Here is a 26,998-nt window from a genome sequence, read left to right on the forward strand (position 1 = left end):
ACTCAGCTGCCGGTCAGACCAGCAAGCGGTGACACAGCTCCAACCCGTCAATCAGGCGATCCACCTCGTCTTTCGTGTTGTAAAGCCCAAACGACGCCCGCGCCGTTGCCGATACGCCAAGATGCTCCATCAACGGTTTCGCACAGTGGTGGCCCGCCCGGATCGCGATGCCCTTCTTGTCCAGAATGGTCGAGATGTCATGCGCATGCGCGGCACCTTCCATCGTCAAAGAGAAGATCGCCGCCTTGCCGGGGGCGGTGCCCTGCACGTTCACCCAATTCAGCCCGGCCAGCCGTTCAGACGCATAGGAGGCCAGTGCGGCCTCATGGGCGGCAACGTTGTCCATGCCCAGATCCATCAGGTATTCCAGCGCCACGCCCATACCGATGGTCTGCACGATGCCCGGGGTGCCGGCCTCGAATTTCAAGGGCGGTGCGGCATAGGTGACATTGTCCTTCGTCACCTCGTTGATCATGTCACCGCCGCCGAAAAAGGGCCGCATCTCGGCCTGTCGATCGGCCCGGATATAGATCGCCCCCGACCCGGAGGGGCCATAGAGCTTATGCCCGGTGATCGCATAGAAATCACAGCCGATATCCTGCACGTCGACCGGCATATGCACGGCCCCCTGTGAGCCATCCACCAATACCGGTACATTCCTGGCGCGTGCCTCCGTGCAGATGGTTTTCACATCCACCACGGTGCCGAACACGTTCGAGCATTGGGTGACGGCGATCAGCTTGGTGCGGTCGGTGATCGCGTCCAGCACCTTTTGCGGGTCCAGTGATCCATCCGGTTCCGGGTCGACCCATTTCAGCACCACGCCTTGGCGTTCGCGCAGGAAATGCCAGGGCACAATGTTTGCGTGATGCTCCAGCGTGGACAGGATGATCTCGTCCCCCGCCTGCATGCGCGGCGCGGCCCAGCCATATGAGACAAGGTTGATACCTTCGGTGGTGCCAGAGTTGAAAATGATCTCGTCGTCCGAACCGGCGTTCAAAAAGCGCGCGACGATTCCCCGAACAGCCTCGTATTTCTCGGTCGCCAGGTTTGACAGGTAATGCAACCCACGGTGAACATTGGAGTATTCCTCGGCATAGGCGCGGGTCACGGCGTCAATCACCACCTGCGGCTTCTGCGCCGAAGCGCCATTGTCCAGATAGGTCAGAGGCTGGCCATTCACCTGCCGCGACAGAATGGGAAAGTCGGCCCGGACTGTGTTGATATCGAACATGACGCGGGCTCCGATCAGTTGGGAAGGGTCATCGGCGCCGGTTCGACACCCAGAAGGACCAGAAGGAAAGATAGGGCAAAGACCGTCAGGATCATGAAGCCCAGGATCGACGCAAAGACCATACCTGTGGATGCAAAGCCGTGACTTTCGGTGGTGAAATGGCTCAGCACCCAGAAAAACAGGAAGATCGAGGCGATCATGGTGATCGCGGCCAGACCCGGTGCGAACACGGTCAGAAGCAAGGTCAGGGCCTGCACCATCAGAAAGATGAATTCCATCCAGACGACGGTGATGATGGCGTCCGACAGGCTGCCCTGCCCACCGAACATCCGCCCGATCACATATATGCCCCAGGCCAACCCGAACATGAACGACGCCTCGATCACGCCCAGCAGGACCGGGCTGGACAGGACGGATCCCACCTGTGCGGCATCAAGCGGAAACATCATTCCCGCCAGCACACCCAGGGCGGCATTCACCACCACGACCAGCGCCAGCGCGGTCCACAATGTCTCGCGCGGAAGGTTCAGGTCGAACAGATCGCGCGCGACCTTGCGTGGTTCCGGCACCGTTTGCAGCGCCATACCAAACAGATACCCAGGTTCAAGCCGCATGGTTCATCCTTCCACCCCGCGTTCCGCTTCCCGAAGGTTGATGGACCAGAACAGAAGGAATGCCAACAGGGCAAGCGCGCCGGTCAGGCTCATTTGCACGCCCTCACCAATGAAGCCAGCCACAAGACCCCAAAGAAGCCACAGCGGCGTGGCACAGAGAAGCGCCCAGAACAGGGCAAACCGCGCGCCGAACGCCGTACCCTTGCCGCCCGCAAGCCGCATCAGCATGTGGCTGAGGGTGCCGATCACATAGAAGGCCAGCGGCATGATGAAGATCCATGCCAGCATGGTGCCCCCCATCAGCATGTTCAGGTCTTCGCCCGTTTCATGCGCGACACGGGCCAGACGGGGCAATTGGGCGGCAAAAACCAGAAGGCACCCCCCCATCAGGACGGCCAGCGCCTTGTCTTCGCGCGTGCCCAGATCAAGCCTGCGCCGAAACACCGCACGCGGGGCGCGGTAGCTGCGGATCACATCATCAATCACGGACATCGCATCACGCCCTGATCAGCCGCGATGGCGGGCAAGCCACGCATCCAGCCGGTCGTTGATCTCGGCGGCGATGGTGTCGTCCTCGATCTCGTCGATCGCGTCGGCCAGGAAGGCCAACACCAGAAGATCGGTCGCGATATGGGCCGGCACACCGCGCGAGCGCAGGTAGAACAAAGCCTCTTCATCAATCGCGCCTGACGTTGATCCGTGCGAACAGATCACGTCATCGGCATAGATCTCCAGTTCGGGTTTGGCCTGGAAACTGGCGTCGTCGTCCAGCAAAAGCGACTGCGATTTCTGATAGCCGTCGGTCTTTTGCGCATCCGGTTTGACCAGAATCTTGCCCTGAAACACGCCCTTCGCGCCGTTTTTCAGCACTTTCTTGAACACCTGGCGACTTTCGCTGGCCACCGCGTCATGGGTGATGAACACGGTGTCGTCATGGTGAAAGGCACCGTCCGCCCCGTCGCCCAAGGCGGCACCCGCCACATGCGCGGTGGCGTCGTCGCCCAGAAATTCGATCACGCATTCGTTGCGGGTCAGGCGGCCATTCACCGTCATGGTGAAGCTTTTGAACACCGACTCAACGCCCAGACGGGCAAACATATGAGTGATCGCTTGCCGCTCATGGTCGCGTCCCTGCGCGCGGATATGGTGGAATTCGGCCCCATCCGCAACATCGACCTCGCACACTTTCGAGAACCGGGCAGCCGCCGCGCCGTTTTCCAGAAGCGTCAGTTTCGCCCCCTCTTCCAGCCGGATCACATGGTGCAACACCGCGTCCGAGGTGGCGTCTTCGTGGCGATAGAACAGGCTGACAGGGCGGCTGACCTCGCCGGTGACACGGATCACCACGCCATCGGTGGCCATGGCTGTGTTGTACGCCGCCAACGGGCGCGCGACAGGGTTTTGCCCCCGCGCTTCCAGCACACCATAGAGGTCCTTGGCCCAATGGATATCGGCCGCCGTGGCATCCGCCAGACGCTCAATCTCGATCCCTTCGCCGGACAGATCATCCGAGGCGGTGGCGTCGAACACACCATCTACAAAGACAATTGTCAGCCGGTCGATCTGGTGAAAGACCGGCGGCTCGCCTTCGTAATCAAAAACCGCAGCAGCGTCGGGCACGGCGGCAATCAGGCTGTCGGGCCGGGTCCATTTCCAATATTCGTCACGGCGCGTCGGCAGCCCCATCTGGGCAAGGCGCCGGGCAGCATCGGCGCGGGCATCCTGTGCCCAGGCACCCGAAACCGGGCGCGCCTCGGCGCTGATCACCGCGGTGGCTTGCTTGGTGGCGGTGTTCATGCCTCGACCTCCATTTCGGCCAGGATGTCGGCATAACCGTTGGTTTCAACCTCAAGCGCCAGTTCGGGACCACCCGATTTGACGATGCGGCCATCGGCCATGATGTGCACCACGTCCGGTTTGATGTGATCAAGCAGACGCTGATAGTGGGTGATGACCAGAAACGCGCGGCCCTGATCGCGCAGGGCGTTTACCCCGTCCGACACCAGTTTCATTGCGTCCACGTCCAGACCTGAATCGGTTTCGTCCAGGATGCACATCTTCGGTTCCAGCATCGCCATCTGCAGGATCTCGTTGCGCTTCTTCTCGCCACCCGAAAAGCCGACATTGACGGGGCGTTTCAGCATCTCGGCGTCGATTTTCAGCTCTTTCGCCTTGGCACGGATGAATTTCAGGAAATCGGCGGCCGACATTTCCTCTTCCCCACGTGCTTTGCGCTGCGCGTTCACGGCGGTGCGCAGGAATGTCATGTTGCCGACGCCCGGGATCTCGACCGGGTATTGGAACGCCAGGAACAGGCCCGCGGCGGCGCGCTCTTCCGGCTCCATCTCCAGCAGGTCTTCTCCTTCCAGCGTGGCGTTGCCCTCGATCACCTCGTACCCGTCACGACCCGACAGGACATAGGACAAGGTCGATTTGCCCGACCCGTTCGGCCCCATGATCGCATGCACCGACCCGGCGGGCACCTCAAGATCAACGCCTTTCAGGATGCGCTTGTCTTCTTCTTCAAGTTTGACGTGCAGGTTGTTGATTTTCAGCATTTTAATCCGTCCTTACGAAACAGTGACAGCCGTGCCCGAGGCCGACACCATCAGCATGTTGTTGATCACTTCATAGTCGAGGTCCACGCCCACGACCGCGTTGGCGCCCAAGGACGCCGCGTGTTCTTCCATCTCGGCCAGCGCGGTACGCCGCGCCCGGCCCAGTTCTTCTTCATATGCGCCCGAGCGTCCGCCCACGATGTCGCGCACCTGTGCAAAGATATCGCGAAAGATGTTGGCGCCCAGAATGGCCTCGCCGGTGACGATGCCGTGGTATTTGGCGATAGGATGCCCTTCGACCGACGGTGTTGTGGTGATGATCATTTCTCCGCTCCTTAACTGCGCAGGTCTCAGCGCCACAGATCCAACAGTTTCATCACACCGCGCGACGCGGCCCAGCCCAGAAAGATCCCGACCGGAATCCAGATCATCGGGTTCAACTGGTCCATCTTGTGGGTGTTGATGTAAATCACGGCTGCCCCGCCGCCGATGGCGGGCAACACGTAGGGCAACGCGGATTCAACGCTGGCCCAGAATGCCTGACCCCTGTTGTTTTGTTCCATGATCAATCCTCGGCTCACTCGGGGCGCTGATCAGCCCACCGACCCTTCCAGCGAAATCGCCACAAGCTGTTGCGCTTCCATGGCAAATTCCATCGGCAGCGCTTGCAGCACTTCCCTGGCGAAGCCGTTGACGATCAGGGCCACGGCCTCTTCCTCGTCCATCCCGCGCTGGCGGCAATAGAACATTTGTTCTTCGTCTACCTTGGATGTGGTCGCCTCGTGCTCCACGCGCGAGGAATTGTTCTTCACCTCGATATACGGCACCGTATGCGCGCCGCATTTGTCGCCGATCAGAAGACTGTCACACTGCGTGTAGTTGCGCGAGTTCTTGGCCTTCGGGTGCATCGACACGAGACCCCGATAGGTGTTCTGCGCCACGCCCGCCGAAATCCCCTTGGACACGATGCGCGATTTCGTATCGCGCCCCAGATGCACCATCTTGGTGCCGGTATCGGCCTGCTGGTGGTTGTTGGTGATCGCGATGGAATAGAACTCGCCCTGGCTTTCGTTGCCACGGAGCAGGCAGGACGGGTATTTCCACGTCACGGCAGAGCCGGTTTCCACCTGCGTCCACATCACCTTCGACCGGTCGCCCCGGCAATCGGCGCGCTTGGTCACGAAGTTATAGATGCCGCCCTTGCCCTCTTCATCGCCGGGAAACCAGTTCTGAACGGTCGAGTATTTCACCTCGGCGTCTTCTTCGACGATGATTTCCACCACCGCGGCGTGAAGTTGCGCCGTGTCGCGTTGCGGCGCGGTACAGCCTTCCAGATAGCTCACGTAAGAGCCCTTGTCGGCGATGATCAGCGTGCGTTCAAACTGGCCCGTATTTTCCGCGTTGATGCGGAAATAGGTGGACAGCTCCATCGGGCAGCGGGTGTTGGGCGGGATATAGACGAACGAGCCGTCCGAGAACACGGCCGAGTTCAGCGTCGCATAATAGTTGTCGCTGACCGGTACCACGGACCCCAGGTATTTCTTCACAAGCTCCGGATGATCCTTGATGGCTTCCGAGATCGAACAGAAGATGACACCGGCCTTCTTCAGTTCTGCCTGAAACGTCGTGCCCACGGACACGCTGTCAAAAACCGCGTCCACCGCGACCTTGCGGCCTTCGGCGGGCACGTCTTCGGCCCCTTCGACCCCGGCCAGGATCATCTGTTCCTTCAGCGGAATACCCAGTTTTTCATATGTCGCCAGCAGCTTGGGATCAACCTCGTCCAAAGACTTCGGCTTCACCTCCATCGACTTGGGCCGGGCATAGTAATACTGATCCTGAAAGTCGATTTCGGGATAGTTCAGCATCGCCCATTCCGGCTCCACCATCTTTTCCCAACGTGCGAAGGCCGCCAGACGCCATTCGGTCATCCATTCGGGTTCTTCGTTCTTCTCGGAAATCAGCCGCACGATATCGGGGTTCAGGCCCTTGGGCGCGTACTCCATCTCGATATCTGTTTCCCAGCCATACTTGTATTGGCCGGCCAGCGATTTTACCGCCTCGACGGTTTCTTCTTCCACGCCTTCCTTGACGTTCAGTTCATCTGCACCGGCCATGTCGTCCTTTCATTCGGGGACCGGGGGTCATCGACCCCGCGCCCGAAATTTCCTGTATTCTCTGATCCACGCCTCGGCAAAGGCGCGCACCTCATCCTCACTCGTCATGGGGCCAAGCGAGACACGCAACGCGCATCCCGCATGATCCCGGTCAAAGCCCATTGCCACCAGGGCGGCGCTGGATTTTACCTTCCCCGATGAACAAGCCGACCCTGCGGAAACCGCAAAACCGGCCAGGTCCATCACCATCACCTGTGTCTCGCCCTTCCAGCCCGGAGTGATGAAGCACGAGGTGTTGGGAAGCCTGTTCGCGTCTTTCCCGACAAAAATAGTCTCTTTTGCTGATTCCGCAATGGTGTTTTCTAGAATCTTTCTAAGTTTTTCGATGGCGGTCCAGGTGCCCGCCTCCAGATCCCGCTGTGCGGCTTTTGCAGCGGCGGCAAACCCGGCGATGCCGATCACATTCTCGGTGCCCGACCGGCGGCCCATCTCCTGCCCTCCGCCCTTGATCCGCGCTTCGATGTCGGTGCCACGCTTGACGATAAGGACACCCACACCCTTCGGCCCGCCCAGCTTATGCGCCGAGACAATCGCCATCCGCGCCCCGCACCAGTTGAACGCAAAGGGGATCTTCCCAAACGCCTGTGTCGCGTCGGTCAGGAAAAGCCCCTCTGGCAAGGTCTGGATCACGCCGGTTTCCGAATTCGCAACCTGCAACGCGCTGCGGGCCGGGTCGGGAACGGTCACGATGCCATCCATATCTGACGACAGGCTTTCATCACACCAACTGCGCACCGCATCATGTTCTATGCCAGCGCAGGCAATGCCGCGCCCCTGCAGCGCCAACGCCGCCGCCTCGGTCGCGGAAGAGGTGAAGATGATGTCCGCCCCTTCGGCCCCCAAGGCCGCCGCCAGGTCCTTGCGCGCCCGTTCAATCAACCCTTTCGCCGCCCGTCCCTCGGCGTGAACCGAGGATGGGTTGCCCACCACATCCATCGCCGCGACCATTGCTGTACGCGCCTCAGGTCGCAATGGCGTCGTGGCGTTCCAGTCCAGATACACGCGGCTCACCGGCGCACTCCCTCGCATTTTCTTGTTAAAAATATCCTTGCCGAAGGCCTTGAATCGCCGCGCAGCGGCTTATTCCTCATCAACCACCGCAAACAATGTCGGCACGGCAGGGCACGGTGTCAGCTCGTTCTTCACCACGTCCGACAATCGCGTCTGGTGCAGGAAAACATAGACATGCGCCGACAATCCTTCCCACAAACGGTTGGTCATGGATTGCGCCTTCGAGCCTGAGCTGGCCCCTGACGCCCCTGCCCCCTTGTGCATGGCAGAAACGGTCTCATCCACTGCCTCAAGCACTTCCGACACGCGAATGTCTGACGCGGCCCGTGCCAGTTTATAGCCGCCCCCCGGCCCGCGCACGCTGTCGACCAGCCCGGCACGGCGCAGCTTGACGAAAAGCTGTTCCAGATAGGGCAACGAGATATCCTGCCGCTTGGCCAGATCGGTCAGCGACAACAGGCTGTCATTGTCCTGCAACGCCAGATCGGCCAGCGCGACCATCGCGTAACGCCCCTTGGTTGACAGCTTCATCGCGTAACCTCCCGCAAAAACATTGACCTTTTGGACTATCGCCACTAGGTCACTTAGGACTGGTAAAGGCAGGTCCAGCACCCGCCAGATCGCCACCCCTGTATTATGGTGCGGGTCCGTATGCGTCAAGAAAGCTGGCAGTGGCAGCACGACGCAGGAACCGACGAAAAGAAGAGGCCAAGACCGAATGCCTGAAGTGATTTTTCCCGGCCCCGAAGGCCGTCTTGAAGGCCGCTATCACGCCCAGAAGGAAAAAGACGCCCCCATCGCCATCATTCTTCATCCACACCCGCAATTCGGCGGCACGATGAACAACAAGGTGGTCTATAACCTGCATTATGCGTTCCACAACATGGGGTTCAACGTCCTGCGGTTCAACTTCCGTGGCGTGGGGCGCAGCCAGGGCGAATATGATCAGGGCGTGGGCGAGTTGTCCGATGCCGCCTCGGCGCTGGATTACCTGCAATCCATGAACCAGAACGCCAAGCATTGCTGGGTCGCGGGTTTCTCATTCGGGGCATGGATCGGGATGCAGCTTCTGATGCGCCGGCCCGAAATCACCGGTTTCGTGTCGGTCAGCCCACCTGCGAACATGTATGATTTCAGCTTTCTGGCCCCCTGCCCCAGTTCGGGTCTGATCATCAACGGCACCGCCGACCGCGTGGCCCCGCCCGCCGACACCCATGCGCTGGTGAACAAGCTGCATGAACAGAAGGGCATCACCATCACCCACACCGAGGTCGAGCGGTCCGGCCATTTCTTTGAAAATGACCATATGGACACGATGATCACCCATGTGGATGAATATGTCCGCCGCCGCCTGACCGAAACGACACGCTGAACGGGGTCACGATGGATCTTCTGGAACAGGTTGCGGACGACATGGCCAAGGACGTGCTGGAGGCGGTTGAGCTGACGGGCAACGAAGACCTGGTGGACGAGATCAAGAAGACCATCGGATCCTCCTCAACCACGTTGGAGGAAGCGTTTATGACCGCCGTCCGCATCCGCCGCGCCGAGGCGCGCGGGCGGGCGCAGTTGCAGGCGCTGCTCAGGAAGTACACCTGATCAGGATCAGGCCGGGTCGGTATCGCTTGTGCGACTGTCATCCCATTCACACGGCTGCCACAGCTCAACCTTGTTGCCCTCCGCGTCCATGATCCACGCAAAATCACCGTTCTCGTGACGTTCAGGTCCGGCGACAATCTGCACTCCTGCCGCCTTTAGCTGGGCAAGCAAGCCGTCCAGATCATCCACCCGGTAGTTGATCATGAAACCGGCCGTGCTTGGGGCAAACCAGGTGCTTCCCCTGTCGGCCGTCGCCCAAACGGTCAGACCGCCGTCATTGGCGTTGTCGTCCTGCCATTTCAGGATTGCACCACCAAAATCGGCCAGTTCCAACCCCAAATGATCCCTATACCACTTCGCGAGCGTCGCACCATCGCCGGTTGACTTGATGAACACGCCCCCAATGCCGGTGACTTTTGCGATGATCAATCCATCCCTTGATGTGGCCGGGACGCTTGACCGTCTGGCCTGTTGTGGGGCACACGCTGCGCCGTCAGGGCTGCTTGATTTCTACCACTAACGCTTCGCCGCGCCCCTTGTCACGAGTGTACCGCATCTGAGAGCGACGGGCTTCGATTGTTTCACAGTCCAGACCAAGGTCTTCGCCTCGCCACATGGCGGTTCGACAAAAAAACTTCCCGGACCAATACCAACTGCCCGTCAAGACCTCGCCGTTGATCAGGCCCGACATCCGGCCATCGGAATGGATGGTGAACTCCATCCCGTCACCCACCAGAACCTTGTCGACGAAGTTGCGAACAAAGGCTTCTTTCGTTGTGATCTGGCGCCAATCCTTGTCATCGTTCGACGTCATTCAGAATGGTCCTTTCAGACGGGGGCGGCAGCATCGCCCCATCTACAGCCGATATATCTCGCCAAACTTGGCTTCCAGATACGCCAGCAATGGCTCGACCGAGACCGGTTTGCCGGTGGCCAGTTCGATCAGCTTTTCCGGCGCATAAAGCGCACCGTGCTGTTGGACCTTGTCGCGCAGCCAGTCCGTCGCATATGTGACATTGCCTTGCGCCAGTTGGACATCCAGATCGGGGCAGTCATGGCGCAGAGCGTCGTGCAGGCAGCCTGCATAGACATTGCCAAGGCTATAGGTCGGGAAATAGCCAAACAAACCCTCGGCCCAATGCACGTCCTGCAACACGCCGTGCGAGGCGCGGTCGACCTCGTATCCGAAATCGGCAGCGAAACGTGTGTTCCAGGCCTCTTCCAGATCGGCAACGTCCAACTGGCCGGCAATCAGACGACGTTCAAGATCAAAGCGCAGCAAGACATGCAGGTTATACTGCACCTCGTCCGCCTCCGTGCGGACATAGCCCTTTTCAAGCCGGTTGACCGTGCCATAGAACGCGTCGGCGCTGCTGGCAGGCGCATAGCCAAAACGCTGCTCCATCCGGTCAAACAGCCAACCCGTGAAGGCGCGCGAACGCCCCAGCTGGTTTTCATAGATCCGCGACTGGCTTTCATGCGCCCCCATTGACGCGCCGCGCCCGATCGGCGTCAGCAGATAGGCACGGTCCACATTCTGTTCGTAACAGGCATGGCCGACCTCGTGGATGGTGGAATAGAAGCAGTTGAACGGATCGGCGGGATTGGTGCGCGTGGTGATGCGCACATCAAGGCCCGAGCCGGAACTGAACGGATGCAACGCCTTGTCGATTCGCCCATGGGTCAGGTCATAGCCGAATGTGCGCGCCAGCTTTGACGCCAGCTTCATCTGCTTCTTGGCCGGATATGTGCCGATCACTTTCTCGGGCTGGTGGTCAGAGCCAAGGGCGGCATCCCTGAGCTTGACCAGTCGCGGGCGCATCGCGTCGAACATGGTTTGAATGTCCTGCCCCGACGCCCCCGGTTCGTAATCATCCAACAGCGCGTCATAAAGATCGCCCCCGTTGGCCAGCGCGGCGGCCTCTTCCCGGCGCAGGGACACGATTTCCTCCAGCGCCGGTTGAAAGGACGCGAAGTCGTCAGCCGCCTTTGCCGCCGCCCATGTGCGATGCGCGGCGGAGGTGGCGCGGGCGATCGCCATCGACAACGTGACCGGCACTTTCAGGGCGCGTTGCCGCGCGCGTTCGATTTCGCGGATCTGCGCGGCCGCGACAGGTGACAGTAGGGCTGTGTCAATCGCCTCCAGCCAATCGGCAATGCGCGGGTCGATCCGGCGGGCGTGCAGGATGTTCTCCATCGCTGCCATTTCTTCGGCGCGCTGCGGGGCGGCGCCGTCGGGCATCACGGTTTCCTGATCCCAGCCAAGACGTCCCGCGACTTCGGCAAGTGCCTGCGTGTCGCGCTGAAACGCCATCAGATCGTCAAACGCAGTCATATCGCCTTATCCCTTGCTGCGAATGGATTGTTCGGTCGGGTAACCCGCCAGAAAACGCGCGTTCAGGATCAGAACCCAGGTCAGGATCGCACCCACCTGATGGGTGATCGCCACATGCAGGGGCGAGGCCTGCAAAACCGTCGTGATGCCCAGCACCACCTGCCCCAGCACCATCAGCGCAGCAAGGGTGAACCCCGTCCGCACCATCTGATTGCCGGACTTGCGCGAGACACGCCAAACCACGATGGCATAGATCACCAACAGATAACCGGTGATCCGGTGCATGAACTGCACAAGACCTGCGTTTTCAAAGAAGTTGCGCCAGACCGGGGTCAGGTCGAAGGCATCCGGCGGGAAAAACTGCCCGGCCATCCAAGGCCAGTCGACAAAGCTGCGGCCCGCGTCGATCCCGGCCACCAACGCGCCCAACAGGATCTGAAGCAGCGCCAGATGCATCAAACCCGTGCCCATACCGAACAGTTTCGCCTCGCGCCCGCGGCGTGCGGCCATCAGGCTGGCCTCTTTCCGGCCCAGCAGCAGCACATACCACGCGATCAGCCCCAGGATGACAAAAGCCAGCCCCAGATGGATCGCCAGCCGATAGGACGCGACATCGACCCGATCCCCCGACAGACCGGACGAGACCATCCACCAGCCAATGGCCCCCTGCACACCGCCCAACGCGCCCAGAAGCAACAGGCGTCCGGTCCAACCATTGGGGATCTTGCGCGCAGCCAGAAAGCCTAAAAAACCGATCGCCCAGACCAGACCGATGAAGCGGCCCAATTGGCGATGCCCCCATTCCCACCAGTAAATGTATTTGAAATCGGACAGCTCCATGCCGCTGTTTTGCAGCTTGAACTCGGGGATTTGCTGATACTTCTCAAATTCACGCACCCAGTCTGCCTCGTTCATCGGGGGCATCGCCCCGGTAATGGGCGCCCATTCGGTGATCGACAGCCCCGAATCCGTCAGCCGCGTCAATCCGCCCACGACCACCATCAGGGTCACCAGCAAGAAAAGAACCACCAGCCACAGGCGCACGGCCCCGCGCGCGGCACCTCCGCCCGAGCCGCGTTCGATCACACCCGCCTTGGGCGCGGTGCGCGCGGTCTTCGTCTGGTCGCCGACTTCTTCAAAAATGCTGCGGGGTTTGGACATTCTGCTCTCCCATAGGCTTTGGCGCGATATTCGTTTACTTGACGGTGAAAGCCAAGGGGGCAGCGGGCAGGAAAATCCGTGAATATGCGCCGGTTTCCGGGGGAAAACAGGCCGTTCTGGTTGCCCCTGCGGTCAGCCCGATGATATAGTCATCGCAACCAGATATAGTGTGGCAAACACCAAAACGGCGGACAACGTGACAGACACCCCAGAACCCCCTGAGCAGACAGGCGAATTGCCGCCTGAACGACCCCATTACGACGGCCCCCAGATCGCCATCGAAGAGGAGATGAAAGCCTCCTATCTCGATTACGCGATGAGCGTGATCGTCAGCCGGGCCATTCCTGATCTGCGCGATGGATTGAAACCGGTGCACCGGCGCATCCTTTACGCGATGTACGGGACGGGCAACACGCATGACAAACCCTATCGCAAATCGGCGCGTCCGGTGGGCGATACGATGGGGAAATACCACCCGCATGGGGACTCTGCCATTTATGACGCTCTTGTGCGGATGGCGCAGCCCTTTTCGATGTCCCTGCCGCTTCTGGATGGTCAGGGCAACTTCGGCTCGATGGACGGCGATAATGCCGCGGCCATGCGATATACCGAGGTGCGGATGGACAAGCCCGCCGCCTCGCTTCTGGCGGATATCGAAAAAGACACGGTCGATTTTCAGGACAATTACGACGGCAAGGATCTTGAACCCACCGTCCTGCCCGCCCGGTTCCCGAACATGCTGGTCAATGGCGCTGGTGGTATTGCCGTTGGTATGGCCACCAACATCCCGCCCCACAACCTGGGAGAGGTCGTGGACGCTACGCTGGCCCTGATCGAAAACCCGGACCTGACGTCTGAGGGGCTGATGGAATATGTGCCCGGCCCCGATTTTCCGACCGGCGGCATCATGCTGGGCCGGTCCGGCGCGCGAAAGGCGTATCTGGAAGGCCGTGGCAGCGTCATCATTCGCGCCAAAACCCGTGTCGAAGAAATCCGCAAGGATCGCTATGCCATCGTGCTGGACGAAATCCCCTATCAGGTGAACAAGGCCACGATGATCGAAAAGATCGCCGAACTTGTGCGTGACAAACGGATTGAAGGCATCTCGGCGGTGCAGGATGAAAGCGACCGGATCGGTGTGCGTGTGGTGATCGAATTGAAGCGCGACGCCACACCCGAGGTCGTGTTGAACCAGCTGTTCCGCTTTACACCGATGCAAACCTCGTTCGGCTGCAACATGCTGGCCCTGAACGGGGGGCGGCCCGAACAACTGACGCTGCGTGATTTCCTGAGCCATTTCATCACCTTCCGCGAAGAAGTTGTGACACGCCGCACGGCATTCGAACTGCGCAAGGCACGGGAACGCAGCCATGTGCTGTGCGGCCTTGCCGTGGCGGTGACGAATGTCGATGAGGTGGTCGCCACCATCCGCGCATCGCACGATCCTGCCGACGCCCGCACCAGGCTGATGGAACGACGCTGGCCCGCGCAGGACATCGCCGAGTATATTCAGCTGATCGACGATCCGACCCACAAGATGAACGAGGACGGCACCTATAATCTGTCCGAAACGCAGGCCCGCGCGATCCTTGAGCTGCGCCTGCAACGTCTGACCGCCATGGGCGTGAAAGAGGTCACGGACGAACTTCAAGACCTCGCCGCAAAGATCAGGGATTACCTGGATATCTTGCGCTCGCGTGAACGGATCATGGCGATCATCTCGGACGAACTGAACGAGGTGAAAGAAGCCTTCGCCGTCCCCCGCCGCACCCAGATCGTCGATTGGTCGGGTGATATGGACGACGAAGACCTGATCGAACGCGAAGACATGGTCGTGACCATCACCGCGTCAGGCTGGGCCAAGCGCACGCCGCTGGCCGATTTCCGCGCGCAGAAGCGCGGCGGCAAAGGCCTGTCGGGGATGCAGACAAAGGACGAGGATGCGATCACAACCTTGTTCGTGGCCAATACCCATACCCAGCTTCTGTTCTTCACCGATGACGGGATGGCCTATAAGCTGAAAACATGGCAATTGCCGCAGGGCGGGCGCACCGCCAAGGGCAAACCGTTGGTGAACATTCTGCCGATCCCAACCGGCGTGTCGATTGCGGCCATCATGCCGGTTGATCGCGACGAAAAAGACTGGGACGACCTGCAAATCATCTTTGCAACCTCCAAAGGTTCGGTCCGCCGCAACCGTCTGTCGGATTTCACCAATGTGATGCGCAACGGCAAGATCGCGATGAAATTCGAAGGTGACGATGAAGGCACCCGCCTGATCAACGCGCGAATTTGTGATGAAAATGATGATGTTATGCTTGTAACCTCATCCGGTCGTGCGATCCGCTTCCCGGTCACGGATGTACGTGTGTTCAACTCGCGGTCGTCCACCGGGGTGCGCGGCATCAAACTGGTGAATGACGGGGACGAGGTCGTCTCGGCCTCGGTGATCCGCCATTTCGATGCCGAACCGTGGGAACGCACCGCCTTCCTGAAACGCTATCGCGCGGAACTGGGCGGCGACCCAAGCGACGACGACGGCACCGATTCCGAGAACGGCGATCTGGCCGAGGGCGTGCTGTCCGACGAGCGGTATCAGGAAATGCTGGCGGCGAAAGAGATGATCGTCACCATCACCACAGGCGGCGTGGGCAAGCTGACCTCGTCACACGATTATCCGGTGCGCGGGCGCGGCGGGCAAGGCGTGACCGCGATGGAAAAATCCATGCGTGGTGGCCCCATCGTGGCATCTTTCCCGGTCGATCCGGAGGATCAGATCATGCTGGCAACCTCCAAGGGGCAGTCCATCCGCTGCCCGGTCAACGGCATCAGCTTCCGGTCGCGCAGCGCAGGCGGCGTCAAGGTTTTCAACACCGGCAAGGGGGAAGAGGTCGTATCGGTCGCCCGCATCATCGAACAATCCGAAGACGATGACGCCACCGACAGCATCGACTGATCCCCGACACCAGACGGCCCCGTTTCTGCGTTTTCCAGCAAAAACGGGGCCTTCCCTTTTGCACGGCAATCTCCTATCTGCACCCCATGACTGACAAGACATTACACATCGTGGGCGGCGGCATGGCCGGGTCCGAGGCCGCATGGCAAGCCGCGCATATGGGCGTGGATGTGGTGCTGCACGAAATGCGCCCAAAGGTCGAAACCTTCGCCCACCAGACCGACGATTTCGCTGAAATGGTGTGCTCGAACTCGTTTCGGTCTGATGATGATGAACAGAACGCTGTGGGCCTTCTGCATTGGGAAATGCGTCAGGCAAATGGGCTGATCATGTCCAGCGCCGACCACAACCGCCTGCCCGCGGGCGGCGCCTTGGCCGTGGATCGCGACGCCTTTGCGCAATATGTAACGGAAAAACTGCGTGCGCTGCCGAATATCCGGGTCGAGTATGGCGAAATCAGCGATCTGCCCACCGACGGGCATTGGATCTTTGCCACCGGTCCCCTGACCTCGCCGGCCCTGGGGGACGCCATCGCGAATGAGACCGGCACCGACCGTCTGGCATTCTTCGATGCGATCGCCCCCATCGTCTATGCCGACAGCATCGACATGGATGTGGTCTGGGCGCAGTCCCGCTATGACAAGGGCGACACCGAGGACGAGCGACGCGCCTATCTGAACTGCCCCATGACCCGCGACCAGTACGAGGCCTTCATCGACGCGCTGCTCGCCGCCGACAAGACCGAGTTTCACGAAGGCGAAACCGCCACCTATTTCGATGGCTGCCTGCCGATCGAGGTGATGGCCGAGCGCGGGCGTGATACGCTGCGGTTTGGCCCGATGAAACCCGTGGGCCTGACCAATGCTCACAAGCCTGATGACAAACCCTATGCGGTGGTTCAACTTCGCCGGGATAACGCATTGGGAACGCTCTATAATATTGTCGGCTTCCAGACCAAGATGAAATACGGCGCGCAAACGGACGTGTTCCGGATGATCCCCGGCTTGGAAAACGCCTCTTTCGCGCGGCTGGGCGGTATTCATCGCAACACCTTCATGAACTCGCCGACGCTGCTGGACAGCCAAATGCGCCTGAAATCCCGCCCGAACCTCAGGTTCGCAGGCCAAGTGACGGGGGTGGAAGGCTATGTGGAAAGCGCGGCGATGGGGCTTCTGGCAGGGCGTCTGGCCGCCGCCGAGCTGCTGGGGCTGGACTTGCCCGACGTGCCGCAGGACACCGCCATGGGCGCTCTGATCCATCACATCACGGGCGGGGCCGAGGCAAAGTCCTTCCAGCCGATGAATGTCAATTTCGGTCTGTTTCGCCCGGTTGACGGGCTGAAGGGCGGACGACGTGGGCGCAAGGACCGTTACAAGGCCTATACCGATCGCGCCAAGGCCGCCTGGATCGACTGGCTTGAGCAATCAACATAAAGAACGGCGCGTATATGACGGATTTCATAACGCGTTTTGCCCCCAGCCCTACCGGGCCCCTGCATCTGGGGCACGCATACTCCGCAATACTCGCCCATGATATGGCCCGCGCGGCGAACGGCCAGTTCCTCTTGCGGATCGAGGACACCGATCTGCAACGCAGCAAACCCGAATGGGATGCGCTGATCCGCCAGGACCTGACCTGGCTCGGGCTTCATTGGGACGGCCCCGTGCTGCGCCAGTCGATGCAACTGACCTCCTACGACACATATCTAGCCCAACTCGCGGCACGCGATCTGCTCTACCCCTGCTCCTGCAGCCGCGCCGACATACGCGCCGCCCTCACTGCCCCGCAGGAAGGTCACCCGCACGAGGTCTATCCCGGCACCTGCAAACAGCGTCTCATGTCGGACCGCAAACCAGGCGACGCCCTACGCCTGCATCTGGACCGCGCGCTTGCCCTGCTGACTGATGACTTCCCCCGGTTCGTGGAAACCGGCGAGGCTCACAAAGGCACTCACCAGATCGACCCCAGTCAAGCCCACACGCAGATCGGCGACGTGGTCCTGTCACGCAAGGGCGAAGATATCGTGGCCTATTTCCTCGCCTCCGCCATCGACGACGCGAGACAAGACATCACCCACGTGATCCGTGGCGAGGACCTGTTCGATTTCACCGCGATCCAGGTGATCCTGCTCACGCTTTTGAACCTGCCCGTGCCGACCTATCATCACCACCGTTTGATCCGCGACGATCACGGCAAACGCCTCGCCAAACGCGACGATGCCCGCGCCATCGCGACCTATCGCGCAGAAGGCAAAACACCCGCCGACATCCGCGCTATGATCGGCCTCTGACCGCCCCCGGTTTCTTCTGGCCAAAAAATATCCTGCGGGGGTCCGGGGGTGCAAAACCCCCGGCGCAGCCTCAGAGCATGGGCGCCATGATCTCGACCTCTTCCCCACCCCGGACCGCCGTAAAAAAGCAACTCCGCCGGTTGGTGTGGCAGGCCGGACCAGTTTGATTTACCCTCACCAGCAGACAATCCCGGTCACAATCGACACGGAAATCGACCAGCTCCTGCACGTGCCCCGATGTCTCACCCTTCACCCAGAATGCCTGCCGTGATCGCGACCAATAGGTAACGCGCCCGGTCTCCAGCGTGCGCGTCACGGCCTCTTCATTCATCCAGGCCATCATCAGAACGTCACCTGTCGCAGCATCCTGCGCAATCGCCGGGATCAACCCGTTGTCGTCATAGCGCAGACTGCCTGTCTCGAATTTCATGGACCATCCTTTCCAATTGCCCGTCAGCACCCTATGTAGACCGGGAAACCGCGACGGAAAAGGCAGGACAGATGGCCGACAGCGACCTGATCAAGCTCTATTCAAAACAGATCCTCGCCCTTGCCGCGGCAATCCCGCATCTGGGCAGCCTCGAGGCGCCGGATGGCGAAGCAAAGGCCCGGTCGCCCTTGTGCGGATCAACTGTCACGGTCGGCATCACGCTTGACGCCGGAACGATCACGGATTTCGCGCAGAATGTGAAAGCCTGCGCCCTGGGCCAGGCGTCGGCAGCGATCCTTGGCGGCGTGGTGATCGGGCTGGACCGGGCCGCGCTGCAACAGGGGCGTGATGCGCTGCATGCGATGCTAAGCCAGAACGGCCCGGTCCCCGCTGCGCCGTTCGAGGGTTTTGAGGTCTTGCAACCCGCGCGTGAATTCAAGAACCGCCATGCCTCGATCCTGTTGCCGTTCGACGCCACGCTGAACGCAATCGACGCTGCAATGGCGGCGGCCTGAAAAAACCGCCGCGCTCCTGGCAGGGAGGCGGCGGCAGTTGCGGCTCGGGATAAACCGTTTCGGTGCAGGAATGAGGCAAAACACCGGAACGTGGGACAGGCGACGGGCAGTGAACCGTCAGGACGCATCGCATTTGGGACATGATGCAGTGTCCGGACCCTGAGCTGGCAGAAACTGTGGGTTTGGGGGTCAGATCACCCCCGGCAGGTGCAGCGCACCGAACAGAAGAACCAACAAGGACATCCCCCCGATTGCGTCTTGCCAGATTGTGGCGGACGAACGGGACATGACGGCTTTCACATCGTGCAACATGGGGTGTCTCCTGCTCTCGATCTCGGTGGCATTTCGGGGCTGCCATCCGCTTTGTTGCTACTTTGTTCGCATATTCTTAACGGTTTTGTAAAGAACTTTTTAAGAACATTTGTGAACTTATGAGAACAAACGGCTTAACCCACTGAAATCAAACGGATCGCTTCGTCCTGACGCATCAGCCACAAAAGCACCCGCGCCGCGTGGCCCCGTAGCGTGGTCAGATCCGGGTCTTGTTGCAGCAATAGCCGCGCGTCTTTCTGTGCCACAGCCATCAGCCCCGCCTGATGTTCCAGATCACCGACCCAGAAGCGCGGCAGGCCGGATTGCGCCGTGCCCAGCACATCGCCCGCCCCGCGCATTTCAAGATCAGCTTCAGAAATCACGAACCCGTCTTCCGTGTCGCGCATCACCGCCAACCGTTTCTCGCCCCCTTCCGTCAACGGAGGTTGATACATCAAAAGACACGTCGAGGCCGCCTGCCCCCGCCCCACGCGCCCGCGCAGTTGGTGCAGTTGGGCCAGCCCGAAATGTTCCGCCCGTTCGATCACCATGATCGAGGCATTGGGCACGTCCACGCCCACCTCGATCACCGTGGTCGCGACCAGCAGCTTGGTGCGCCCGGCGACGAAATCCGCCATCGCAGCGTCCTTTTCTACGAGCGGCATCTGGCCGTGAACCATGCCCACCATGCCCTCGCCCAGGGCGGCGCGCAGGTGTTTGAATCGTTCCTCCGCGGCGGTCAGGTCCATGACCTCGCTTTCATCGACCAGCGGGCAGACCCAATAGGCTTGCGCGCCATCGGCCATCGCGCGACGCAGGCGTTCGACCACCTCGTCGATCCGGCCCGATGACACCAGAACCGTCTTGATCGGCTTTCGCCCCGGCGGTTTCTCATCCAAGACCGAGACATCCATATCCCCATATTGCGCCAGCGCCAGACTGCGTGGGATGGGCGTCGCGGTCATCACCAGCACATCCGCCGCTTGCCCCTTCGCGCCCAGCTCCATCCGCTGTGCGACGCCAAAGCGGTGCTGTTCATCGACGATGGCGAGCCGAAGATCGTGGAACTCCACGTCTTTCTGGAACACCGCATGGGTGCCGACCAGAATGTGAATGTCGCCACGCGCCAATGCCTCCAGTTTCGCGCGCCGCTCGGCGCCCTTGTCACGCCCGGTCAGGATCTCGACCACCACGCCCGCGGCATCCGCCAAGGGGCGCAGCCCTTCCAAATGCTGACGGGCCAGAATTTCGGTGGGGGCCATCATGACGCCCTGCCCGCCCGCCTCGACCGCGATCAGAAGCGACAGCAGCGCGACCAGCGTCTTGCCCGACCCCACATCGCCCTGCAACAGCCGGTTCATCCGCTTGCCCGAGGCTAGATCGGCGCTGATTTCTTCGACCGCGCGGGTCTGGGCGCCGGTCGGTTTGTAGGGCAGTGCGGCCAGCACCTTGGCCTGCAAATCGCCCGTGCCGACGCTGACCCGCCCCTTACCCCGCCTGACCTTGGCGCGGGCCAGTGCCAGCGTCAGCTGGTGGGCAAAAAACTCATCATAGGCCAGCCGCCGGCGCGCGGGCGATTGGGGCGACAGGTCATCGACGCCCTCGGGCGCATGGGCCGCCATCAGCGCCTCATGCCAATCGGGCCAATGTTCGCGCGCTTTCAGTTCGGGGTCGATCCATTCCTTGAGGATGGGCAGCCGGGTCAGCACCTCGCCCACGCCCTTGGCGATGACGCGCCCGGTGACCCCGGCGGTCAAGCGATAGACGGGTTCGAAATCGGGGATGCTGGCGGCCTCGGCCGGGGTCATGATATAGTCAGGATGAACGATTTGCAGCTTGCCGTCGAAGCTTTCCACCTTGCCCGACACAACGCGCGCCGCCCCTTCGGGCAGTTGCTTTTGCAGCCAGGGGCCATTGGCGTGAAAGAATACCAGTTCGAACGTGGTCAGGGGGTCACGAACCTCGACCCGGTAGGGTGCGGTGCGGGTGCGGCCCGGCCGGTGCTGCCCCACCTCGATTTCCACGGTCGCCATGTCGCCCGGCTGCACCTCGGTGATCGAGGCGCGGAATTTGCGGTCGATACCAGCATGAGGCAGCCAGAACAGCAGGTCGCGCGGCCGTTCAATCCCCAATGTACCCAATGCCTTGGCGGTCTTCTCCCCGATGCCGCCAAGTGTTTCCAGATCGGCAAACAGAGGAAACAGGATCTCGGGCCGGGTTGCCATGGCTTATGCGTCCCCGATCAGGGCAAGCCAGCCGTCTTCGTCGATGATCTCGACCCCCAGATCGGCGGCTTTCTTGGCTTTCGACCCCGCCCCCGGCCCCGCGACCAGAAGATCCGTCTTGCCGGACACAGAGCCTGAGACCTTTGCCCCCAACGCCTCGGCCCGGGCCTTGGCTTCGGCGCGGGTCATCTTTTCCAGCGTGCCGGTGAACACCACGACCTTGCCCGCCACGGGGCTGCCGTCGGTCCTGGGGGCGGCGACGGGCTGCACGTCCAGTTCCGCCACCAGCCGGTCGATCGAGGCGCGCTCGGCCTCTTGCGAGAACGCGGCGACCAATGACCCGGCCATGACGGTCCCGACCCCGTCGATGGAGACCAGATCATCCCATTCCGGCGTGCCGGGTTGGGCGGCAGTCACGGCGGTTTCAAACGCCTCCCACGTGCCGTAGTGGTGGGCCAGAAGGTTTGCTGCACTTTCCCCCACATGGCGAATACCAAGTGCAAAAATCATTTTATTTAAAGGAATTGCGCGGCGGTCTTCAATCGCTGCAAACAGGTTTTCGGCGCTTTTGTCGCCCCAGCCATCGCGGTTTTTCAACCGGGCAAGGCTGTTCTTGTCGCGCGTGGCGAGTGTGAAAATATCGGCGGGTTCGCGGATGGGAAGGGCTTCGTCGTGATAGAACATCTCGACCTGTTTGGCGCCCAGACCTTCGATGTCGAATGCCCCGCGGCTGACGAAATGTTTCAGTTTCTCAACGGCTTGCGCGGGGCAGATGATGCCACCTGTGCAGCGGCGCACCGCGTCGCCTTCCTCGCGAATGGCATCTGATCCGCATTCCGGACAGCTCTGCGGAAATTTGTAAGGTTGCGCATCTTCGGGCCGCTGCGACAAATCCACGTCCGAGATCTTGGGGATCACATCGCCCGCGCGATACACCTCGACCCAGTCACCGACGCGAATATCCTTGCCGTCCCGGATGATGTCGCCCTTGTTGTCACGCCCTGCGATGTAGTCCTCGTTATGCAGCGTGGCATTCGACACGACCACGCCCCCGACGGTGACGGGCGTCAGCCGTGCAACGGGACTCAGCGCGCCTGTGCGGCCGACCTGAATGTCGATGGCCTCCAACCGGGTCCAGGCGCGTTCGGCGGGAAATTTGTGCGCGATCGCCCATCGCGGCGTGGTCGAGCGATAGCCCAGCCGCGCCTGCAAGCCAAGATTGTCGACCTTGTAAACCACCCCGTCAATGTCATAGCCCAGCGTCGCGCGCTGCGATTCAATCGCGTGGTAATGGGCCAGCATCGCGTCCAGATCCGTGAACCTTTGGGTCAGCGGGTTGGTCTGAAAGCCCAGTTCCGCCAGCCGTTCCACCGCGCCCATTTGGGTATCAGACAGCGGCGCGCTGAGCGCCCCCCACGCATAGGCGAAAAAGCGCAGCGGGCGGTCGGCGGTGATGCTCGCGTCCAATTGGCGCAGCGAACCTGCGGCGGCGTTTCGCGGGTTGGCAAAGGTCTTGCCGCCGCGCTCGGCCTGCCGGGTATTCAGCGCGGCGAAGTCGTCATGGGACATATAGACCTCGCCCCGGACCTCAAGCAGATCAGGCGCACCGTTCAGCGTCTCGGGAATATCCGCAACGGTCCGGGCATTCTGAGTCACGTTTTCGCCAACCGCACCGTCGCCCCGCGTGGCCGCATGAACCAACCGTCCGTTTCCATAACGGATCGACAGCGACAGACCGTCGATCTTCGGCTCGGCGGTGTAGGCCAGATCATCTTTCGGGCTGAGACCCAGAAACGAGCGGACACGCGCGTCAAACTCGGTCACATCCGCGTCCGAAAACGCGTTGCCCAGCGACAGCATCCGCACTTCGTGGGTGATCTTTCCAAAGCCCTCGGATGGGGTCGCACCGACCTGATCTGTCGGACTGTCAGCGCGTTTCAGGTGGGGAAACCTGGCTTCGATGGCCGCATTTCGCATCTTGGCCGCATCATATTCGGCATCCGAAATCGTGGGCGCGTCTTCTGCGTGGTAGGCGCGATTGGCATCGGACAGCAAACCGGCCAGACGCTTCAGTTCAGCGCGGGCTTCGGCCTCGGTCAGGTCATCAACATCGGTTCGGTCTGTCACGCGCAGGGCCCCCCATACCTGGTCCCAATGTGATAGGCGCCGCCATGTCCGCCGTCCAGCCCCGATCCGCATTGCAACATCGACAGGCCGGGCCAGCCATTTGAAATTCGGTCATTTCATCCCGTTGCCTGCGTGTGAGCTATTGCCCAGCCCGGTCACAGTGCCTAAGTTTCGCTGGGTACTGCCGGGGAACGGGTTTACATGACCGAACACGACGAACACGCAAAGCGCAAGCGGCGTCCGTTTGCCGGGCTGCGCAACAACTTCCTTGCCGGGCTTGTTGTCGTGGTCCCGATTGCCGTGACCATGTGGCTGATCTGGACCTTTGTCGGCTGGATCGACAGCTGGGTTCTGCCCTTCGTGCCTGCCCGGTATCATCCGGATGAACTGATCAACACGTTTTTCGGCGACAGCGAATGGTTCAAGATGCTGTTCGGCGAGGACGTACGCATCAATGTGCGCGGCTTGGGTGTGGTTGTGTTCCTGCTGTTCACCGTGCTGGTGGGCTGGATCGCCAAGGGTCTGATCGGACGGTCGTTCATCGCTTGGGGCGAAGGCCTGGTCGACCGGATGCCGGTTGTTCGCTCGCTGTATAACGGGCTCAAGCAGATTGCCGAGACCATTTTCAGCCAATCAACCGAGACCAAGTTCGACAAGGCCTGTCTGGTCGAATACCCGCGCAAAGGGATCTGGGCCATCGCCTTCATCTCGACCAAGGCCAAGGGCGAGATTGACGCACGGATCCCGGTGGACGAGGATATTATCTCGGTCTTTTTGCCTACCACGCCCAACCCCACGTCGGGTTTCTTGCTGTTCGTGCCGCGCCATTCGGTGATCGAACTTTCGATGACGGTCGAAGATGCCGCAAAGCTGGTCATCTCGGCGGGGCTTGTCTATCCCAATGGAAAAGATCCGAAGACACCCCCTGAAAGTGCAACTAAATGACCCATCTGGCCACGCCCGCGATCACAGGTTTTGCAACGGGGTTTTCCCTGATCCTTGCCATCGGCGCACAGAACGCGTTTGTGCTGCGGCAAGGCCTGTTGCGCCAGCATGTGTTTTGGTTGTGTCTGTTCTGTGCGGCTTCGGACGCGCTGTTGATTGCTGCCGGTGTGCTTGGCTTCGGGGCGCTGGTCGAGGCCTGGCCCCGCCTGCCCCTGATCATGGCGCTGGCAGGGGCGGGCTTTCTGATCATCTACGGGGCGATGCGGTTTCATGCGGCGATCAAGGGCGCCTACGAGATGGAGATCGCGGGGAAATCCCGATCCCTTGGCGCCGTGATCGCCATTGCCGCCGCCTTCACCTGGGCCAATCCGCATGTCTATCTGGACACGCTGGGCCTGATCGGGGCGATTTCGACATCATATCCCGACTGGGCACAGAGGATTGCGTTTGGCGCGGGTGCCGTGACCTCCAGCTTCGTCTTTTTCTTCTCTCTGGGCTATGGCGCGCGCCTGCTTGCGCCGATCATGCAGAAACCCGGCGCATGGCGGGTGCTGGATGTCGTGATCGGATTGACCATGTGGGTGATTGCGGCAGGTCTGATCCGGGGCGTGGTCACGGGGTCGATCGGCGGTTAGCCGAACATTTCTTCCAGATCGACGGTGCCGCGCAGGTTCAGATCCGCGCGATGGGCGTCCAAAAATGCACCTGCCGCCGCCCGTCCGGCATCCTTCAACCGATGCAGCGTCACCGAGGACGGCACCAGCTTGGTCGCGGTGCTGAGATCACGCATCAGTTCATCATCCGAAATCATGTGGACGAGTACATCACGCATCTGACCGGGTGACAATTGCCCCGACGCAATCAGCCGCTTGACGAAACTGATCGCCCGAAGCTCGCGCAAAAGCGAGGAATTGAAGCTGATTTCATTGATCCGGTTCTGGATATCCGCGCCGTTGCGCGGAATATCATGTCGATACAAAGGATTGATGTTCACCACCACGATATCGGCGGGCAAGGCCGGGTCGAACAGCGGAAACAGCGCTGGATTGCCGGTATAGCCGCCATCCCAGAACGCCTCGTCCGTGCCGGTTTTCGGATCGACCATCTCGACGGCCTGGAACACCGTGGGCAGGCAGGCCGACGCCAGAATAGCATCTGTGCTGATCTCGTCGCCGCCAAAGACCCGGATTTTGCCCGTGCGCACATTGGTGGCCGAGACATTCAGGCGCGGGCCGATATCGGCGCAGACCTTGTCATAATCGAAATCCGCAATGATATCGCGCAAGGGGTTCTTGTAGAACGGCCCATAGGCATAGGGGCTGACGACGCGACTTGCCATGTCGGCCCATATGAACATGGGCGAGGCCTGAAACGCCTGGCTGATCAGCTCGTTCTGCGGGGCAAATTGTGCAAACCACGAGGTCAGGCGCAGGTCATGCACCCCGGCCACCTTGTGCCACAGCGCATCAAGATTGGCGCGCGCCGCATCACGATCCTGCCCCTTGCCATCGGCCACCAATCCGGCTTTCAGCGCCGCCCCGTTGAGCGCGCCCGCCGAGGTGCCCGAGATCCCGGCGATCTCGATCCCGTCGTCTTCCAGCAGGCGGTCCAATACGCCCCAGGTGAAGGCGCCGTGGGCACCCCCGCCCTGAAGGGCCAGATTGATACGTTTTGGTTGTGCCATTTCGGGTTAAAGCGCCGTCCAGCCGCCATCGACCGATATCGTGGTGCCGGTGATCTGCGCTGCCGCGTCCGAGCACAGAAAGACCGCTGTGCCGCCCATCTGTTCGACCGTGGCGAATTCTTTCGACGGTTGGCGGGCCAGCATGACATCGCGCACCACCTCGTCCCGGCCCATGTTGTGGGTCTTCATTTGGTCTGGGATCTGCGCCTCAACCAGCGGGGTCAACACATAGCCGGGGCAGATCGCATTGCTGGTGATCGGGTCCTCGGCGGTTTCCAACCCGACCGTCTTGGTCAGACCGACAATCCCGTGCTTGGCCGCGATATAGGCGGATTTAAAGGGCGAGGCTGTCAGACCATGGGCCGAAGCGATGTTGATCACCCGTCCCCAGCCCGCCTTGCGCATCATCGGCAGCGCCGCCGCAATCGTGTGAAACGCCGAGGTCAGGTTGATCGCGATGATCGCATCCCATTTGTCGGTCGGAAAATCCTCGATCGGGGCCACATGCTGAATGCCTGCGTTGTTGATCAGAATGTCGCACTGCCCGGCTTTCTCGATCAAGGCGCGACATTGATCGCCCTTCGACATATCCGCCTGAATATAGCGCGCGGTGACACCGAATTCCTTGGAAATTTCAGCCGCCAGTGCGTGATCATCGTCACTATCGGTGAACGAGTTCAGAACGACATCCGCACCGGCCCGCGCCAGTTCGCGCGCGATCCCCAACCCGATGCCCGAGTTCGATCCGGTGATGACGGCGGTTTTTCCGTTCAGCGACGTGGTGATGGCCATGGTGGTCCCTTTCAGACGACTGTTGTTGCGATG

The 26,998-nt window shown here is 60.9% G+C and carries 28 protein-coding genes; 8 read left to right on the forward strand and 20 right to left on the reverse strand.

Going from position 1 to position 26,998, the window contains the following annotated elements:
- Positions 1–13 precede the first annotated feature (13 nt).
- The 10 genes from IE188_RS00105 to iscR all read right to left on the reverse strand — a co-directional run bounded on the left by IE188_RS00105 (position 14) and on the right by iscR (position 8,125).
- On the reverse strand, positions 14–1,234 hold the full coding sequence (locus IE188_RS00105; RefSeq protein ID WP_191284447.1) for a cysteine desulfurase: 1,221 nt from the start codon (positions 1,232–1,234) through the stop codon (positions 14–16).
- Between the two features lie 14 nt (positions 1,235–1,248).
- Positions 1,249–1,848, reverse strand: coding sequence for a YIP1 family protein (locus IE188_RS00110; RefSeq protein ID WP_191284449.1), 600 nt, complete (start codon positions 1,846–1,848; stop codon positions 1,249–1,251).
- Between the two features lie 3 nt (positions 1,849–1,851).
- Positions 1,852–2,340: a YIP1 family protein gene (locus IE188_RS00115; protein ID WP_191284450.1), complete on the reverse strand. Its 489-nt coding sequence runs from the start codon at positions 2,338–2,340 to the stop codon at positions 1,852–1,854.
- A 15-nt stretch (positions 2,341–2,355) separates the two neighbouring features.
- Entirely contained in the window at positions 2,356–3,645 is a 1,290-nt protein-coding gene (locus IE188_RS00120; protein WP_191284451.1) for a SufB/SufD family protein, read from the reverse strand.
- A complete protein-coding gene (gene sufC / locus IE188_RS00125; protein ID WP_191284452.1) occupies positions 3,642–4,406 on the reverse strand; it encodes a Fe-S cluster assembly ATPase SufC in 765 nt (254 codons plus the stop codon). Before sufC ends, IE188_RS00120 begins: the two co-directional genes overlap by 4 nt.
- Positions 4,407–4,418: 12 nt before the next feature.
- The gene (locus tag IE188_RS00130; RefSeq protein ID WP_191284454.1) at positions 4,419–4,730 is read right to left on the reverse strand and encodes a heavy metal-binding domain-containing protein; all 312 of its coding nucleotides are present in this window, start codon (positions 4,728–4,730) and stop codon (positions 4,419–4,421) included.
- A 26-nt stretch (positions 4,731–4,756) separates the two neighbouring features.
- Positions 4,757–4,969 (reverse strand): hypothetical protein, encoded by a 213-nt coding sequence (locus tag IE188_RS00135; RefSeq protein ID WP_191284455.1) that lies wholly within the window; start codon positions 4,967–4,969, stop codon positions 4,757–4,759.
- Between the two features lie 30 nt (positions 4,970–4,999).
- Positions 5,000–6,523 carry a Fe-S cluster assembly protein SufB gene (sufB, locus tag IE188_RS00140; RefSeq protein ID WP_191284456.1) on the reverse strand — a complete coding sequence of 508 codons (1,524 nt, stop codon included), beginning with the start codon at positions 6,521–6,523 and terminating at the stop codon, positions 5,000–5,002.
- A gap of 27 nt (positions 6,524–6,550) precedes the next feature.
- Complete coding sequence (locus IE188_RS00145; RefSeq protein WP_191284457.1) at positions 6,551–7,594, reverse strand: cysteine desulfurase family protein; 1,044 nt, start codon at positions 7,592–7,594, stop codon at positions 6,551–6,553.
- Positions 7,595–7,663: 69 nt separating this feature from the next.
- Entirely contained in the window at positions 7,664–8,125 is a 462-nt protein-coding gene (iscR, locus tag IE188_RS00150; RefSeq protein WP_191284458.1) for a Fe-S cluster assembly transcriptional regulator IscR, read from the reverse strand.
- 187 nt (positions 8,126–8,312) lie between these two features.
- Here iscR and IE188_RS00155 point away from each other — a divergent pair, with 187 nt between their 5' ends.
- Positions 8,313–8,966, forward strand: a complete 654-nt coding sequence (locus tag IE188_RS00155; RefSeq protein ID WP_191284459.1) for an alpha/beta hydrolase — start codon at positions 8,313–8,315, stop codon at positions 8,964–8,966.
- An 11-nt stretch (positions 8,967–8,977) separates the two neighbouring features.
- Positions 8,978–9,193 (forward strand): hypothetical protein, encoded by a 216-nt coding sequence (locus IE188_RS00160; protein WP_191284460.1) that lies wholly within the window; start codon positions 8,978–8,980, stop codon positions 9,191–9,193.
- Between the two features lie 6 nt (positions 9,194–9,199).
- Here the strand turns inward: IE188_RS00160 and IE188_RS00165 are convergent, their stop codons facing one another.
- From IE188_RS00165 to ctaA, 4 genes are all read right to left on the reverse strand, one after another.
- Positions 9,200–9,622 carry a VOC family protein gene (locus IE188_RS00165; RefSeq protein ID WP_229836349.1) on the reverse strand — a complete coding sequence of 141 codons (423 nt, stop codon included), beginning with the start codon at positions 9,620–9,622 and terminating at the stop codon, positions 9,200–9,202.
- A gap of 64 nt (positions 9,623–9,686) precedes the next feature.
- On the reverse strand, positions 9,687–10,007 hold the full coding sequence (locus IE188_RS00170) for a hypothetical protein (protein ID WP_191284461.1): 321 nt from the start codon (positions 10,005–10,007) through the stop codon (positions 9,687–9,689).
- A gap of 42 nt (positions 10,008–10,049) precedes the next feature.
- Positions 10,050–11,528 carry a carboxypeptidase M32 gene (locus tag IE188_RS00175; protein ID WP_191284462.1) on the reverse strand — a complete coding sequence of 493 codons (1,479 nt, stop codon included), beginning with the start codon at positions 11,526–11,528 and terminating at the stop codon, positions 10,050–10,052.
- 6 nt (positions 11,529–11,534) lie between these two features.
- Positions 11,535–12,689 (reverse strand): heme A synthase, encoded by a 1,155-nt coding sequence (gene ctaA, locus IE188_RS00180; protein WP_191284464.1) that lies wholly within the window; start codon positions 12,687–12,689, stop codon positions 11,535–11,537.
- 196 nt (positions 12,690–12,885) lie between these two features.
- On the opposite strand from ctaA, the gene gyrA reads away from it, so the two are divergent.
- The 3 genes from gyrA (at position 12,886) to gluQRS (ending at position 17,935) form a co-directional block, all read left to right on the forward strand.
- Positions 12,886–15,645, forward strand: a complete 2,760-nt coding sequence (gene gyrA / locus IE188_RS00185) for a DNA gyrase subunit A (protein ID WP_191284465.1) — start codon at positions 12,886–12,888, stop codon at positions 15,643–15,645.
- A gap of 86 nt (positions 15,646–15,731) precedes the next feature.
- The gene (gene trmFO, locus IE188_RS00190) at positions 15,732–17,078 is read left to right on the forward strand and encodes a methylenetetrahydrofolate--tRNA-(uracil(54)-C(5))-methyltransferase (FADH(2)-oxidizing) TrmFO (protein ID WP_191284466.1); all 1,347 of its coding nucleotides are present in this window, start codon (positions 15,732–15,734) and stop codon (positions 17,076–17,078) included.
- Positions 17,079–17,092: 14 nt separating this feature from the next.
- On the forward strand, positions 17,093–17,935 hold the full coding sequence (gluQRS, locus tag IE188_RS00195; RefSeq protein ID WP_191284468.1) for a tRNA glutamyl-Q(34) synthetase GluQRS: 843 nt from the start codon (positions 17,093–17,095) through the stop codon (positions 17,933–17,935).
- Positions 17,936–18,005: 70 nt separating this feature from the next.
- Here gluQRS and hisI read toward each other — a convergent pair whose 3' ends face one another.
- On the reverse strand, positions 18,006–18,365 hold the full coding sequence (gene hisI, locus IE188_RS00200; RefSeq protein ID WP_191284469.1) for a phosphoribosyl-AMP cyclohydrolase: 360 nt from the start codon (positions 18,363–18,365) through the stop codon (positions 18,006–18,008).
- A 71-nt stretch (positions 18,366–18,436) separates the two neighbouring features.
- Here hisI and IE188_RS00205 point away from each other — a divergent pair, with 71 nt between their 5' ends.
- Positions 18,437–18,880 carry an iron-sulfur cluster assembly scaffold protein gene (locus IE188_RS00205; RefSeq protein ID WP_191284470.1) on the forward strand — a complete coding sequence of 148 codons (444 nt, stop codon included), beginning with the start codon at positions 18,437–18,439 and terminating at the stop codon, positions 18,878–18,880.
- A 189-nt stretch (positions 18,881–19,069) separates the two neighbouring features.
- On the opposite strand, the gene IE188_RS16820 is transcribed toward IE188_RS00205, so the two are convergent.
- The 3 genes from IE188_RS16820 to ligA form a co-directional block, all read right to left on the reverse strand.
- Positions 19,070–19,192, reverse strand: coding sequence for a hypothetical protein (locus tag IE188_RS16820; RefSeq protein ID WP_268246012.1), 123 nt, complete (start codon positions 19,190–19,192; stop codon positions 19,070–19,072).
- 134 nt (positions 19,193–19,326) lie between these two features.
- On the reverse strand, positions 19,327–21,417 hold the full coding sequence (recG, locus tag IE188_RS00210; RefSeq protein ID WP_191284471.1) for an ATP-dependent DNA helicase RecG: 2,091 nt from the start codon (positions 21,415–21,417) through the stop codon (positions 19,327–19,329).
- Positions 21,418–21,420: 3 nt separating this feature from the next.
- Positions 21,421–23,544: an NAD-dependent DNA ligase LigA gene (gene ligA / locus IE188_RS00215; RefSeq protein ID WP_229836351.1), complete on the reverse strand. Its 2,124-nt coding sequence runs from the start codon at positions 23,542–23,544 to the stop codon at positions 21,421–21,423.
- A gap of 201 nt (positions 23,545–23,745) precedes the next feature.
- On the opposite strand from ligA, the gene IE188_RS00220 reads away from it, so the two are divergent.
- Positions 23,746–24,489 (forward strand): DUF502 domain-containing protein, encoded by a 744-nt coding sequence (locus tag IE188_RS00220; protein WP_191284474.1) that lies wholly within the window; start codon positions 23,746–23,748, stop codon positions 24,487–24,489.
- Positions 24,486–25,124: a LysE/ArgO family amino acid transporter gene (locus IE188_RS00225; RefSeq protein ID WP_191284476.1), complete on the forward strand. Its 639-nt coding sequence runs from the start codon at positions 24,486–24,488 to the stop codon at positions 25,122–25,124. The genes IE188_RS00220 and IE188_RS00225 overlap by 4 nt, the downstream gene beginning before the upstream one ends.
- Here the strand turns inward: IE188_RS00225 and IE188_RS00230 are convergent.
- Both IE188_RS00230 and IE188_RS00235 read right to left on the reverse strand, forming a co-directional pair.
- Positions 25,121–26,173: a patatin-like phospholipase family protein gene (locus IE188_RS00230; RefSeq protein WP_191284478.1), complete on the reverse strand. Its 1,053-nt coding sequence runs from the start codon at positions 26,171–26,173 to the stop codon at positions 25,121–25,123. The genes IE188_RS00225 and IE188_RS00230 overlap by 4 nt on opposite strands.
- Positions 26,174–26,179: 6 nt before the next feature.
- On the reverse strand, positions 26,180–26,965 hold the full coding sequence (locus IE188_RS00235; protein ID WP_191284479.1) for a 3-hydroxybutyrate dehydrogenase: 786 nt from the start codon (positions 26,963–26,965) through the stop codon (positions 26,180–26,182).
- Between the last annotated feature and the right edge of the window lie 33 nt (positions 26,966–26,998).

The organism is Aliiroseovarius zhejiangensis (assembly GCF_014656375.1).
Lineage (GTDB): Bacteria > Pseudomonadota > Alphaproteobacteria > Rhodobacterales > Rhodobacteraceae > Aliiroseovarius > Aliiroseovarius zhejiangensis.

Bases quoted from the DNA above. Each gene is read 5' to 3' on its own strand.
- IE188_RS00105 (WP_191284447.1), bottom strand. From the start codon at position 1,234: ATGTTCGATATCAACACAGTCCGGGCCGACTTTCCCATTCTGTCGCGG.
- IE188_RS00110 (WP_191284449.1), bottom strand. From the start codon at position 1,848: ATGCGGCTTGAACCTGGGTATCTGTTTGGTATGGCGCTGCAAACGGTG.
- IE188_RS00115 (WP_191284450.1), bottom strand. From the start codon at position 2,340: ATGTCCGTGATTGATGATGTGATCCGCAGCTACCGCGCCCCGCGTGCG.
- IE188_RS00120 (WP_191284451.1), bottom strand. From the start codon at position 3,645: ATGAACACCGCCACCAAGCAAGCCACCGCGGTGATCAGCGCCGAGGCG.
- sufC (WP_191284452.1), bottom strand. From the start codon at position 4,406: ATGCTGAAAATCAACAACCTGCACGTCAAACTTGAAGAAGAAGACAAG.
- IE188_RS00130 (WP_191284454.1), bottom strand. From the start codon at position 4,730: ATGATCATCACCACAACACCGTCGGTCGAAGGGCATCCTATCGCCAAA.
- IE188_RS00135 (WP_191284455.1), bottom strand. From the start codon at position 4,969: ATGGAACAAAACAACAGGGGTCAGGCATTCTGGGCCAGCGTTGAATCC.
- sufB (WP_191284456.1), bottom strand. From the start codon at position 6,523: ATGGCCGGTGCAGATGAACTGAACGTCAAGGAAGGCGTGGAAGAAGAA.
- iscR (WP_191284458.1), bottom strand. From the start codon at position 8,125: ATGAAGCTGTCAACCAAGGGGCGTTACGCGATGGTCGCGCTGGCCGAT.
- IE188_RS00155 (WP_191284459.1), top strand. From the start codon at position 8,313: ATGCCTGAAGTGATTTTTCCCGGCCCCGAAGGCCGTCTTGAAGGCCGC.
- IE188_RS00160 (WP_191284460.1), top strand. From the start codon at position 8,978: ATGGATCTTCTGGAACAGGTTGCGGACGACATGGCCAAGGACGTGCTG.
- IE188_RS00170 (WP_191284461.1), bottom strand. From the start codon at position 10,007: ATGACGTCGAACGATGACAAGGATTGGCGCCAGATCACAACGAAAGAA.
- IE188_RS00175 (WP_191284462.1), bottom strand. From the start codon at position 11,528: ATGACTGCGTTTGACGATCTGATGGCGTTTCAGCGCGACACGCAGGCA.
- ctaA (WP_191284464.1), bottom strand. From the start codon at position 12,689: ATGTCCAAACCCCGCAGCATTTTTGAAGAAGTCGGCGACCAGACGAAG.
- trmFO (WP_191284466.1), top strand. From the start codon at position 15,732: ATGACTGACAAGACATTACACATCGTGGGCGGCGGCATGGCCGGGTCC.
- gluQRS (WP_191284468.1), top strand. From the start codon at position 17,093: ATGACGGATTTCATAACGCGTTTTGCCCCCAGCCCTACCGGGCCCCTG.
- hisI (WP_191284469.1), bottom strand. From the start codon at position 18,365: ATGAAATTCGAGACAGGCAGTCTGCGCTATGACGACAACGGGTTGATC.
- IE188_RS00205 (WP_191284470.1), top strand. From the start codon at position 18,437: ATGGCCGACAGCGACCTGATCAAGCTCTATTCAAAACAGATCCTCGCC.
- IE188_RS16820 (WP_268246012.1), bottom strand. From the start codon at position 19,192: ATGTTGCACGATGTGAAAGCCGTCATGTCCCGTTCGTCCGCCACAATC.
- recG (WP_191284471.1), bottom strand. From the start codon at position 21,417: ATGGCAACCCGGCCCGAGATCCTGTTTCCTCTGTTTGCCGATCTGGAA.
- IE188_RS00220 (WP_191284474.1), top strand. From the start codon at position 23,746: ATGACCGAACACGACGAACACGCAAAGCGCAAGCGGCGTCCGTTTGCC.
- IE188_RS00225 (WP_191284476.1), top strand. From the start codon at position 24,486: ATGACCCATCTGGCCACGCCCGCGATCACAGGTTTTGCAACGGGGTTT.
- IE188_RS00230 (WP_191284478.1), bottom strand. From the start codon at position 26,173: ATGGCACAACCAAAACGTATCAATCTGGCCCTTCAGGGCGGGGGTGCC.
- IE188_RS00235 (WP_191284479.1), bottom strand. From the start codon at position 26,965: ATGGCCATCACCACGTCGCTGAACGGAAAAACCGCCGTCATCACCGGA.